Origin of the sequence: Butyrivibrio hungatei NK4A153 (genome assembly GCF_000424465.1) — a bacterium.
Lineage (GTDB): Bacteria > Bacillota > Clostridia > Lachnospirales > Lachnospiraceae > Butyrivibrio > Butyrivibrio hungatei_A.
Map to the genome: position 1 here is coordinate 491706 of NZ_AUJY01000001.1, position 12783 is coordinate 504488.

Annotated in this window: 11 protein-coding genes and 1 pseudogene; 10 read left to right on the forward strand and 2 right to left on the reverse strand. The window is 41.0% G+C overall.

Annotated features, from left to right (window positions below; all coding sequences use genetic code 11):
* Position 1 precedes the first annotated feature (1 nt).
* The 5 genes and pseudogenes from G628_RS0102245 to G628_RS0102265 form a co-directional block, all read left to right on the forward strand.
* On the forward strand, positions 2-880 hold the full coding sequence (locus tag G628_RS0102245) for an aldose 1-epimerase family protein (RefSeq protein ID WP_027208339.1): 879 nt from the start codon (positions 2-4) through the stop codon (positions 878-880).
* A gap of 24 nt (positions 881-904) precedes the next feature.
* Positions 905-1750 (forward strand): amidohydrolase family protein, encoded by an 846-nt coding sequence (locus G628_RS0102250; RefSeq protein WP_027208340.1) that lies wholly within the window; start codon positions 905-907, stop codon positions 1748-1750.
* A 3-nt stretch (positions 1751-1753) separates the two neighbouring features.
* On the forward strand, positions 1754-2221 hold the full coding sequence (locus tag G628_RS0102255; RefSeq protein WP_027208341.1) for a GNAT family N-acetyltransferase: 468 nt from the start codon (positions 1754-1756) through the stop codon (positions 2219-2221).
* A 139-nt stretch (positions 2222-2360) separates the two neighbouring features.
* The gene (locus G628_RS0102260) at positions 2361-2699 is read left to right on the forward strand and encodes an SCP2 sterol-binding domain-containing protein (protein ID WP_027208342.1); all 339 of its coding nucleotides are present in this window, start codon (positions 2361-2363) and stop codon (positions 2697-2699) included.
* 193 nt (positions 2700-2892) lie between these two features.
* Positions 2893-3147: pseudogene (locus tag G628_RS0102265) on the forward strand (diguanylate cyclase); the annotation flags it as partial.
* A 59-nt stretch (positions 3148-3206) separates the two neighbouring features.
* Here G628_RS0102265 and G628_RS0102270 read toward each other — a convergent pair.
* Positions 3207-5009, reverse strand: coding sequence for a methyl-accepting chemotaxis protein (locus tag G628_RS0102270; protein ID WP_027208344.1), 1803 nt, complete (start codon positions 5007-5009; stop codon positions 3207-3209).
* A gap of 200 nt (positions 5010-5209) precedes the next feature.
* Between G628_RS0102270 and G628_RS17885 the strand changes: the two genes are divergently transcribed.
* The 5 genes from G628_RS17885 to G628_RS0102295 all read left to right on the forward strand — a co-directional run bounded on the left by G628_RS17885 (position 5210) and on the right by G628_RS0102295 (position 11758).
* On the forward strand, positions 5210-6577 hold the full coding sequence (locus tag G628_RS17885) for a diguanylate cyclase domain-containing protein (RefSeq protein WP_155833752.1): 1368 nt from the start codon (positions 5210-5212) through the stop codon (positions 6575-6577).
* Positions 6578-6708: 131 nt separating this feature from the next.
* Entirely contained in the window at positions 6709-6969 is a 261-nt protein-coding gene (locus G628_RS0102280; protein ID WP_027208346.1) for a prevent-host-death protein, read from the forward strand.
* The gene (locus G628_RS16155; RefSeq protein WP_034461977.1) at positions 6966-7313 is read left to right on the forward strand and encodes a type II toxin-antitoxin system RelE/ParE family toxin; all 348 of its coding nucleotides are present in this window, start codon (positions 6966-6968) and stop codon (positions 7311-7313) included. The genes G628_RS0102280 and G628_RS16155 overlap by 4 nt, the downstream gene beginning before the upstream one ends.
* A 120-nt stretch (positions 7314-7433) precedes the next feature.
* Positions 7434-9605: a DEAD/DEAH box helicase gene (locus tag G628_RS16160; protein WP_051198962.1), complete on the forward strand. Its 2172-nt coding sequence runs from the start codon at positions 7434-7436 to the stop codon at positions 9603-9605.
* Between the two features lie 161 nt (positions 9606-9766).
* Complete coding sequence (locus tag G628_RS0102295; RefSeq protein WP_027208347.1) at positions 9767-11758, forward strand: FAD-dependent oxidoreductase; 1992 nt, start codon at positions 9767-9769, stop codon at positions 11756-11758.
* A gap of 89 nt (positions 11759-11847) precedes the next feature.
* On the opposite strand, the gene G628_RS0102300 is transcribed toward G628_RS0102295, so the two are convergent.
* Complete coding sequence (locus tag G628_RS0102300; protein WP_027208348.1) at positions 11848-12714, reverse strand: LysR family transcriptional regulator; 867 nt, start codon at positions 12712-12714, stop codon at positions 11848-11850.
* Between the last annotated feature and the right edge of the window lie 69 nt (positions 12715-12783).

Genomic DNA, 12783 nt, shown 5'->3' on the forward strand with positions numbered 1-12783 from the left:
TATGGCAGAACATGTTTTAAAGAATGATCATATTGCGATCAAGGTATCAGAGCACGGTGCTGAGCTTAAGTCGCTTATAGGAGCTAAATCGGGAAAAGAATACATGTGGCAGGCAGATACTAGGTTTTGGGGAAGGACTGCACCTGTTCTTTTTCCTATTGTAGGTTCGGTTTGGAACGGTGAGTATAAGTATGAAGGCGTTTCTTATAAGCTTTCACAGCACGGATTTGCAAGGGATATGGAGTTTTCTCTTATAAAAGAAGCTGAGGATGAACTTGTATTTGAGCTTAAAGACAATGAGGAGTCGCTTAAGAAATTTCCTTTTAAATTCTCTTTGAAGATCGGATATAAGATTGTTGGAAGCAAGGTTACAGTATCTTATACGGTTTCCAATCCGGATGACAAAGAGATGTATTTTTCAATCGGTGCGCATCCTGCGTTTAACTGCGATCTTAATAAGGATAAGCTCCTGTTTGAAAAAGACGGATCTCCTGTTGCGGGAACTCTTAGATCAAATGTTATTGATATGTCCTGCGGTTGTCTTTCCGATAAGCAGATTGATGTAGAAACTTTGGAAGGAATTGTAAATTTAAGTCCCGAGCTCTTTGACGGTGACGCACTTATATTTGAGGGAAGGCAGGCTGACGCGGTTACACTTGTAAGTGCGAATGACGGAGATAAACTTCGTGTTACTTGTGATGTTCCGCTGTTTGGAGTATGGTCACCTGTTAAAAAGAATGCGCCTTTTGTCTGCATCGAGCCTTGGAACGGAAGGTGCGACAGAGTAGGCTTTGAAGGTGGCATTGAAGATAGAGAGTACGGCAATAAATTAGCGGCGGGAGAGAGCTTTGATACTTCATTTGAGATTGAGATCTTGTAATGAAGTGACAGAGCAGATTATTTTATGATAATTGATTTTCATACACATATATTTCCTGATTCAATCGCTGCAAGGGCGGTTGACAGCCTCAGCAAAGAGGCGCATATCGTTCCGCATACTGACGGTACGGTTTCAGGTCTTTTGGATTCAATGGATAAGGGCGGCATAGATATGTCCGTCCTTTTGCCTGTTGCAACGGCGTCTTCTCAGGTGGAGAGTATCAATGACAAGGCTCTTAGAAATAATGAGAAGTACGGTGACAGGTTATGTTCTTTTGGATGTATTCATCCTGAATATTCACGTTTCAAAGAGGAGCTTAGAAGGCTCAAAAATAACGGCATCAAGGGAATCAAGATTCATCCCGTTTATCAGAACGAGGATATTGATTCAAAGACTTTTCTTGATATCATCTATGCGGCTTGCGAGAATGACCTTATCGTCATTACCCACGCAGGGCTTGATATCGGTTTTCCGGGCGTTGTCAGATGTTCACCTAAGATGTGTAGAAATGTAATTAACGCGATCGGTGAGTTTAAGTTTGTTCTCGCACACATGGGCGGATGGAGGAACTGGGATGAGGTTCCTTTGTATCTTGAGGATACGACGGCTTTTCTGGATACATCTTTTTCCTCCGGGAGAATTCAAGCGCTTTCTGATGGATATTGGGATGATAAGAATACAGGAATGCTTGATGCAGATGGATTTATGAAGCTTGTAAAGGCTTTTGGTAGTGACAGGCTTTTGTTCGGAAGTGATTCACCTTGGTCCGATCAGAAAGAGGCGGCTGAGTTCATCAAGGGATTACCGATTGATGAGAATGATGCTACCAAGATTCTTGGCGGAAACGCATGTAAGCTACTCGGGAGGTGAAATATGATAATAAGAGATGCACAGAATAAAGATATTCCGCAGCTTCTTGAGCTGTTATCTGAGGTGCTTGAGATTCATGCAAAGATAAAGCCGGATTACTTTGTATCCGGTTATACGAAGTATAGTGAAGCTGAGCTTGAGGCTATCCTTAAAGCTGAGGATGTGAAAGTATATGTTGCGGATGATGGCGGTAAAGTCCTTGGTTATGCGTTTTGCATGCTGCAGGAGACTTTGCATAAGCCTTTTGTTGTTTCTTTTAAATATATGTATATCGACGATCTTTGCGTTGATTCTGCGTGCAGAGGTAAAGGCATTGGCAAGAAGCTTTTTGCGCATGTCTGCAAGGAAGCAAAGGCACTTGGCTGCAGGGATATTACCCTTAACGTCTGGGAAGGCAATGACAGCGCCAGAGCTTTCTATGAGAGTCTTGGAATGAAGGTGCAGAAGACTACTATGGAAATTACGCTTTGACTTTTGACCAGAAATGATCCTATTCAAAAGAGAAACGGAATAAAGCTAGGAGAAGTTTTCTTTGCACATCTTTATGATCACTATATTCTAAAGTATTACAACTATTTTCCTAAGCCATAGGAAGAGGAGGGCCAAGACCATGAAGTTTGAAACAGTGTTATCTAAGGTAAGAAAACTGGCTGAGAAGGCTGATGTCAGCAATGTGGATTTTCTTGCGGTGCAGGTCAATCTTACAGATACTGAACCTAACGTATTTTATGTTGAGGTCAAGGATCACAAGATCAACGTGGAGCCCTATGACTATCACGACAGAAACTGCGCAATTACTATCAAGTCTGATGATTTTAACAAGCTGATCTTCGGCAAACTTGATCCTGTTGCAGCATTTACAATTGGCAAGCTTAAGGTTGATGGTGATGTTGGAAAGGCTTTGGAATTTTCAAAGCTGCTTAAGAAACCAGGGTATAATGATGTGTAATAGCGCCTCTGACTTTTTGTGAAGTTAGGGGCTTGATTTTTAAGTTGAAATAAATGCAATAAAGATTGCATACAATTTAATATTACAAAACAGAGAACAAGATAGATGAGTAAAGAAACGGAGGAAGCAGAATATGAACGGGACACTGAAAGTTTTGGAAACAAGGAGAAGCTGTAGAAATTTTAATCCGGATATTCCAACATATATTTATGATGGATCTCTTGTAATGGGAAATCTTATGAATGCCGCAGAGAGTCTCGGTGTTGCCAGCATCTGGATCCACAGAGCAAAAGAAGAGTTTGATTCTGAGTTTGGAAAAGACCTCCTTAAGAAATTAGGAGTTGAAGGCAACTTCGAAGGAATCGGTCATTGTGCACTTGGCTATGCTGCTGAGCCTGCTAAGGATGCTGCTCCCAGAAAAGAAAACTATGTTTACTACGTAGAATAATAGAATAAAAAAACGGATGCGTCCTGTCAAATATAGGAAAGCATCCGGTTTTTTGTTTATTAAAGTGAGAATTTGGAAACGAACTCCTGCAGGTCTTGTGCATTGCTGGCAAGTTTATCGGAAGCTTCTGCAACTTCATGCGAAGAAGCGGTTTGTTCCTGTGAAGCGGCGGAAACGTTCTGGGTTTCATCTGCAACGCTGGCGCTCATATCCTCTATCTTGCTGATGTTACTTGCAATGGTGTCGGTGCCTTCAGAAAGCTGGTTGACAATTTCACTCATTCTTTCTGATTGCTCGGAGATTGAGTATACCATATCTACGATATTGTTGAAGGTATTTCCTGCGTCGTTGACGGTTTCTGTTCCGGATACAACGTCCTGAGCACCCTGACGCATTGAAGAAACAGCTTCGTCGGAGTTGTGCATTATTTCATCAATCAGTTCCGTGATCTTTGAAGCAGCTTCATTGGACTGGTCGGCAAGCTTGCTGATCTCGCTGGCAACAACCGCGAAACCTTTACCCATTTCTCCGGCTCTTGCAGCTTCTATGCTGGCATTGAGGGAAAGAAGATTGGTCTGGCTTGCTATTTCTGCTATGGTATCAACAAAAGTGTCGATATTCTTGAGCTGATCGCCTAAGGCTTCTACTACAGAGGCAGTGCTTTCCACGGAATTTTTGATTGAACTCATCATATTTGTAGCATTGGTCATGTCAGAAGCACCCTTGGTAGCAGCTTCATTAGTGGTTTTTATCATTTCAGTGGTCTTGTTGATCGCATCCTGGAATTCCTGCATGTTATTTACAAATGCCTGTGTTTCGTTACTTGCTTCCGCTACAGAGGTTATCTGTCCGGAACATGACTCGGCAACTGAAGTGCAGGAGGTAGCAACCATTTCACTGGCTTTCGCGGATTGCGAAGCGCTTGATGAAAGCTCTTCAGATGCTGATGCTACGTAAGATGTTGTGTCAGAGATTTTTAGCATAAGTTCTCTTATGTTGTTGTGCATAAGGTCAAGTGCCTTTGCAATCTGTCCGATTTCATTGTTCTCTCTGGCAGGAAGCGCTCGGACGCTATTCATTTCTTTATTATCAGAAAAATCATTATTGGACATTCTGACCATCTGGCTTGTAGCAAGTTTAATGGGAGTGGTAATTCTTTTTCCCATATAAGCAGCGATGGCAATTCCGATGAGCAAAAGAATTATCATGGTAATAATGCTGTTTCTGATGGTGGCTGCAAGTGCTTTGCCGGATTCCGTTGTATATTCGCTCTTAAGCGTATCGATATAATCAACCCATACGCCGGTGCCCATAACCCAGTCAAAAGGCTCGAAATATGCTGTATAGTTGATCTTGGGAAGAGGCTCGGTTTCATTGGGCTTAGCAAACATAAGATTTGTGTAACCGCCTCCGGACTGCATACCATTTTTTATCATTTCCTGGATAAAGTACGTCCCGTTAGGGTCAACGCTGTCCCATCTTGACTGTCCTTCAGTATCTCGGCCTAAAAGAACCACGTTAATGCCTTCAGAAGTATCAACCCAAAAGTAGCCTGATCCATCATTATACTTTAGCTCTCTGATGATATTGGCAGCTTCTAATTTAGCTTCTTCCAGAGACATTGTACCGGCTTGAGATCTGTCATACATAACCTGACAAATGCTCATGGCTTCCTGAGTTTCATTTTTTAGCTCAGACATAATATCTTCCCTAAGCCTGTTCTCGTAGGCCTGTGCCTGGGAAGCATTGGTCTTGATGGTGCTGTACATATTAAAACCGGCGATGGAAAAAGCAGTGATCACTACTGCAAGGATGATAGATCCGACGATAGGTAACATCAAAGAACCGCTTTTTTTCTCCATAAGAACGTCCTTTCTTTTGAATAATGTTATCACAATATCGTTATCTCTTATTAGACTATATCATCAATGTGATAACCGGTAAATGTAAATTTGTTAATAATTCATAAAATAATCGCAATAATGATGGAGACTGGCAATTACATGATAAAATATATTATGGAAAACAGTTTCTTTGTTGTCTTATACAGAAGGTGGCTCTCTTGGAAAAATACAGGTATAGTGATGAAGAACTAAATCTATTGGAAAGTAGCCCGATTCCCTTTGCAATTTACCAGTGTATTGATGGGAAAGTGGTTACAATAGTCATGTCTGAAGGCTTTTTGGAGCTTTCAGGATATGAGGATGTGGATAAAAAAGAAATCTATAATTTTGTAAATGACGACATATATCGTAATGTACATCCTGATGATCTGTCTTCTATAGTTGAGGCTGTAAATTGCTTTTTGGCAGAAGGCGGCGTATTTGATGTGATCTACAGGCAAAAAAAGGATGGAGAATACAGGGTAGTCCATTCATATGGCAGGCACATTTACAAAGAAGACGGCACAAGACTTGCTTTTGTCTGGTACACGGATCAGGGAGCTTTTGTTGGAGAAAGTATAAATGAAAATGAGGATATTTCAGCAGAATATGCGAGGCTTCAGCAGGAGAATGAGCGTCTTAGGAAAGAGGCTGATGCAAGCCGAAAGATAATGAGCCTTAAGAAATCGCTTTCAGATCTTTTGACCAATATGCCGGCCATGACATTTTCAAAAGATGTAGACACAGGGAAATATCTTGCTTGTAATCAAGCCTTTACCGAGTATGCAAATAAAGAAACTCCGGAAGGTGTTGTAGGGCTGACTGATTTAGAGATTTTTGACGAAGAGACTGATATTCATTTTATAGAGGATGATAAGAAAGCTCTTGCGATGGATGGACCGTATATTTTCTATGAGGACGTGCCTGATGCGGCCGGCAATCCGAGACAGTTTCAGACAACAAAGCTTAAATTTACAGATGATACCGGAAGGGAATGCTTGTTAGGTCTGTGTCAGGATGTGACTGATGCTATGCGCATTAAACGTGAATATACGGAGAAGCTTGCGCTTGTGCAGAATATGGCTGAGATTGATTCGCTTACAGGCATCAAGAACAAGAATGCATATAAGGTAAGAGAGAGTATCATGAATCAGAGAATTCAGGAGCAGCGTCAGCCTGAGTTCGCTATTGTGGTTTTGGATGTAAATGATCTTAAGAAAATTAATGATACTGAAGGGCATGAAGCCGGTGATAAATATATATGTGATGCGTGTGACATAATCTGCAATATTTTTAAGCGCAGCCCTGTTTACAGAATAGGCGGCGATGAATTTGTGGTTATTTCGCAGGATGAGGACTATGCTCGTAGTGAGGAACTTGTAGATGTAATTGCACGGCATAACAAGGATGCTCTTATAAACGGCGGAGTAGTCGTTGCCTGTGGTATGGCAAAATATGACCAACAAGATTGTGTGGCTGCAGTATTTGAAATTGCAGACAAAAGAATGTATGAAAACAAGAAGAGCTTGAAGATGCGTAGGTCATAGAGGGATAAAAAGTTATATGCTGTAAATTAGCAGTGTTTATTTACGGGTGAATTAACTTGTGATTTTTCTGGAAGAGTTTTATACTAAAAGTTAGAGTTATATATATTGTAGTAGATAGGAGGTTATTTAACATGCCAGCTATTATGCCTATTTCCGATCTTAGAAATTATACAGATGTACTTAAAGAAGTTGATTCAAGTAGTAGAGTATACCTTACCAGAAATGGTAGAGGTGCTTATGCAATAATGACTGTGGAGGAAGCAGATGAACTTGATCGCTTAAGGACTCTTCATAATGTATTAGGTAATCTTAAGAAGGCTGAAATGCGTTCGAATCGAGAAGGTTGGGTTAGTGATGAAGAAATGCAGAAAGTGATGGGACTTGACGATTGAAGGCATTACGTTATTCTCAGGATTATAAAGAAAAGATTATAGAAATGCGGAAGTACATTGACTCGTATTTTGGAGAAGCAAAAAGGAAAGAAGTATTCGCAAAAATAAATGGCAGAATCCATGAAGTCAAGGAAAATGAAAATATAGGAATATCTGTCAAAAATATGTTTGGAATCGATACTGATTACTATTTTATTTATGTTGCAAAGAATTATATTTTCTACAGGATTGATGATAATCAGATATATATTGTGAATATTTATGATGAACGTGAAGATTATATGTGGAAATTGTTTGGAATAAAAACGACTTCTCAAGAAACAGAAGAATATTGGGGCGAATAATTAGTGTCACATTTTGGCGTGATAGGATATGGAATGGATATCTTAATCACGCTATTTATACATATATAGGGAATTTTTGATGGATTATAAGCAGAAGATTCATACCACTAGGCGATACTTATGGACAAACCAAATTTCAAAGATTTAAAGAAGTTAATAAACGCAATTGATGATGCAAATGCGGCATTTAAAAATATCTATAATGACCGGACGCTGCAGGAAAGTAATATCAAGCAGATTTGCAATAAGATCGCAGGAATTGAGGCTCGGAAGGAGCTTTTTAACATTCCTGTGGATGAGCTAAAAAAAGCAAGAGCAGGCATTCGTGTTCAGGCACTTGTGGATGCAGGTTATACGAGTCTGGGACAGCTGGCAAAAGCTACTGACTATGAAATACAGTCTCTTGACGGCATAGGAGAAAAGCAGACAGAGGCTATAAGAAATGTCGTTACTGAATTTGCCAATAGTTTGGCGTCAAGAGTGACAATCCGTCTTGATCCGGATGATAAGTCTGAAAATGCAGACGACAATGCTGAGCTTATTACAGAACTTGCTAATTATCTTAATAGCGAAAAAGTAAGAAGAGATGTTTCGGAAGGTTCATCAAATCTTGATGATTATGCTCAGAGGATAAAGAACAGCGGGATGATAAGAAACGGGTTCCACTGGATCTTTTCCTCAGGTGTTTCTAAGCAGAATACCGTGACTATGGCTGAAGACATATATGAGTTTGTGAGTAGCTCTTTCTTTGATAATATGCTTCATGCCATTAATCAGTATCAGGAAGCATCTCATACAACTAAGGTTGCGGCCATGGAGGCTTTTAACAGGAATAGCGCTGAATTCTATGTGCTGCTGGAGAGCCTTGGCAATATGACCGGCAACAAGCCTTTTGTATATGACAGTATTCCGGCGCAGCTTGCAGAAGAGATAAATAAAACAGCTCTTAATTTGGATGGATTTAGTGGATCGCTTAGGGCTTATCAGATATTTGGAGCAAAATATATTTTACATCAGAAGAAGGTTCTTCTTGGCGATGAGATGGGACTTGGAAAGACAATCCAGGCCATTGCTGCAATGGCTCATATACAGGTGACGCAGCAAAAGAAATGTTATTTTCTGATCGTTTGTCCTGCCAGCGTGCTTATAAACTGGGCAAGGGAACTAAAGAAATTTAGCAGGATAGAGGCTTTTATTATACATGGTCAGACACTTGAAGATTCTTTTGAAAGATGGCAGGATAATGGCGGTGCTGCAATAACCAACTACGAGTCCATGGGAAAGATTGTAGATCGCATAGATAATCACATGTCTCTTTCTATGTTGGTTATAGATGAAGCGCATTACATGAAGAATCCGGATGCCAAAAGAACTATGTACATCAGAAGGCTTGATAACGAGTCGGAGAGAATTCTTTTGATGACAGGAACGCCGCTTGAAAACAGCGTTGACGAGATGTGCAACCTGATTGATTTTGTTCGGCCCGATATGACAGAACAGGTAAAGGCACTGGCAAATATCAGTCACTTGCCGCAGTTTAAAGAAAGCTTGGCACCGGTATATATCAGAAGAACAAGGCAGCAGGTTCTCAAGGAACTTCCGGAAATCGCACAGGAACAGGAGTGGTGCAGCCTTACAGATACAGATAAAGACACCTATAAAGATGCGATTGTAAGTGGAAGATTCTCCGATATGAGAAGGGTTTCTTTTCTTCAGGATGACATGACTACATCATCAAAGTGCATGCGACTTCTGGAACTTCTTGATCAGGCAGAAAGTGAAGGAAGAAAGGTTATCATATATTCTTTCTTTAGAGAAACAATATCTAAAGTCAGTGATCTTCTTGGAAGAAGATGCATAGGTGTGATCAGCGGAGACACTAAGATGAGTACAAGGCAGTTTCTTGTGGATAAGCTGGGCGAGGCTCCCGGAGGAAGCGCTCTTGTTAGCCAGATAATTGCAGGGGGCGTCGGATTAAATATTCAGGCTGCCAGTATAGTGGTGTTTTGCGAACCACAGATTAAACCGTCTTTGGAAAGCCAGGCCCTTTCAAGAGTGTACAGAATGGGACAGGTCAGAAACGTGCTTGTATACAGGCTGTTATGCCCTGATACTATAGATGATGAGATGATGCTGATCCTTGATGAGAAACAGACAGAATTTGATAACTATGCTGATGAGTCCGTAGTTGCAGGCGCTTTCGATAACATAATGGACAAGGAATGGATTACTAAAGTAATTGAAAAAGAAAGACAAAAATATTTACCCGCTAGTTTTTCAAATTTTATATGATTCTATTTTCTTCATAAATAAAACGTTGCTACACAACAACTATTTGTTGATGGTTATCAAAAAGCCCGTATTTTAAAATATTTCTATGGCAAATTTTTTTAAACGATGGTTATCGGCATATGGCAGAACTAAAAAATATGCCGGATAATAAGGAGGTTTCAATGAAATACAAAGGGCTTTTTGAGCCGATCAAAATCGGCAAACTGGAAATCAAAAACCGCTATGCCATGGCTCCCATGGGACCGCTTGGTCTCGGAGACTGCGAAGGCGGATGGAATGACAGAGGTATCGACTACTACACCAGACGTGCTCAGGGTGGTATCGGTCTTATTATTACGGGTGTAACTTTTTCGGATACAGAGGTGGAAAAACCTTCTTTCCCCAACACACCCAATTCAACATACAATCCGGTTCAGTTCGTAAGAACCAGCCGTGAGATGACAGAGCGTGTTCATGCTTACGGATCAAAGATCTTTTTACAGATGAGCGGTGGATTCGGACGAGTTACAATTCCTACAAACTTAGGTGAATTTCCGCCTGTATCTGCATCACCAATTCCTCACAGATGGCTTGATAAGACTTGCCGTCCTCTTACTGTTGAAGAGATTCACGGAATCGTAGAGAGTTTCGGAAAAGGCGCATATAATGCTAAGCGTGCGGGATTTGACGGTGTTGAGATTCACGCCGTTCACGAAGGATATCTTATCGATCAGTTCGCTATTTCTTTCTTCAACCAGCGTACAGATGAATATGGCGGATCACTTGAAAACAGACTCAGATTTGCAAAAGAAATCCGTGAAGAGATCGCTAAGACTTGCGGATGGGATTTCCCCGTTGCGTTAAGATTCTCATTAAAGAGCATGGTTAAAGATTTCCGTGAAGGAGCACTTCCCGGAGAAGAATTCGAGGAGAAGGGACGTGATATCGAAGAAGGTATCGAGGCTGCAAAGCTTCTCGAGAAATACGGCTATGATGCTCTTGATGTTGATGCCGGAACATATGATGCATGGTGGTGGAATCATCCCCCGATGTACATGGAGAAGGCACCTTACAAAGAGTTTGCAAGAATTACAAAAGAAAATGTAAATATCCCTGTTATCATGGCAGGACGTGTAGATAATCCCGACACAGCTCTTGAGTGTCTTGAAAGCAATATTTGCGACATGATATCTCTCGGACGCCCGACTCTTGCAGATCCTGATATCGTAAACAAGATTCGCAGAAACAATTTGAGTCAGATCCGTCCTTGCATCAGCTGTCAGGAAGGCTGTATGGGTCGTATTCAGAGCTATTCGCTTATAAACTGTGCCGTTAACCCTCAGGCAGGTAAAGAGAGATTAAACAGGTACAATCCTATTGTTAAAAAGAAAAAAGTGCTCGTAGTAGGTGGTGGTGTTGCCGGCCTTGAGGCTGCACGTGTACTTGCAGAGAGAGGTCACGAGCCTGTTCTTTATGAGGCTACAGGCAGACTTGGCGGAAATCTTATTCCCGGAGGCGCACCTTCATTTAAGGAAGACGATATAGCTCTTGCAAAGTGGTATGAAGATGAAATGACCCGTCTCAGAGTTGAGGTTCACCTTAATACCAAGGCTACTGAAAAAGAAATTCTCGACGAGCAGTTCGATGCTGTTATTATTGCTACAGGTTCTCGCCCGAAGATGTTCTCACTTGGAGATGACGAGAAGGTATATTCTGCAGAGCAGGTACTTCTTGGCCGGAAGGAAACAGGTGATAACGTAGCAGTAGTTGGTGGCGGACTTGTCGGATGTGAGCTCGCGCTTGACCTTGCCATGAAGGGTAAGAAGGTTACTATTGTTGAAGCTCTTGATAAGATTTTGGCAGTAAACGGACCTCTATGCTCAGCAAATAAGGAAATGCTTGAGAAGCTTATTCCTTTCAACGGAATTGAAGTTGTAACAGGAGCGAAGGTTACAGAGTATAAGAACGGCGTTCTTAAAGCTGAAGTTGCAGACAGCACTAAGGAACTTGCCGCAGACAGCGTTGTTTTATGCGTTGGATATTCGAGCGAAAATACTCTCTATAATCAGTACAAGAACGATGTGGATGAGATCTATCTTCTCGGAGATGCAAGACAGGTATCCAACATTATGTACGGTATCTGGGATGCATTTGAAGTAGCAAATCATATCTGATAAAAAGAAAAATCAATATTATAAATATAAACGACGAATGGCTCATTTTATAAATCATTCGTCGTTTTTGTGTAGAGCAGTTAACAAGCTCAGTGAAGCTTATCTGAACACTGCTCCAAAAACCTCTTCGCCAGTTCCGCATCAGGTGAATTTTCCAGATAAATCCCATACACATCCCAAGTATAGGTATCAGTTATAGGAATCGCTTTAACGTCGGTATCATCTTTGAAAAACCTTGGAGCAATGCCGATTCCGATCCCATTTTTTACAAGACGGTAAATAGAATCCCCTTCGCCAACCTTTGCAACAATCTCGGGATTGAAATCATTCATGTGGCAGGCGTTTATGAAATCGTGATAAATGTGGTATTTCTCGTTCATGGAGATAAGAGGTTCATCTTTGATCTCCGTAATACTGATCTGCTGTTTGCTTCTGAGTCTGTGGTCTTTGTGGACATACAGGACGATATCTACAGATTTGATGAGTTCCGACAAAAGCCCCGGAACCTGCGGCTTTCCTACAACGAGACCGCAGTTTATCTCATCGTTCAGCACACGCTTCAGGACAGTTTTGTTTTCCTGTTCATCCCAGCTTGCAACAATTTCCGGATTCGATTTCATAAAAGAATGCACCGAAGGAATATCTACAGCTCGCAGTGTCCCGGCCGCAAATCCAATCCTGAAGCGCTTCTCCCTGTCATTCACAGCTCTTATCTCCGAGAACATTTCATTCATGCTTTTAATTATAGTCTTGGATTTTTCATAAAAAATCTTTCCGCTCTCCGTAGGTACAAAGCCGTCTTTAGTTCTTAAAAAAAGTTGAGTGCCACATTCCTCTTCAAGGTTCTTTATGATCTTACTTAGTCCTTGCGGTGACAGAAAAAGTTTATTTGCAGCTACCTGCAGGTTGCGCTCTTCATATATGATTTGAAAACATTTTAGATTTCTCGTGTTCATAAAAAAATAATAGCAAGGTGGGAAAAATATGCAATAGTCGCATCGGCGTAGAGTATATTTTTATGTGAT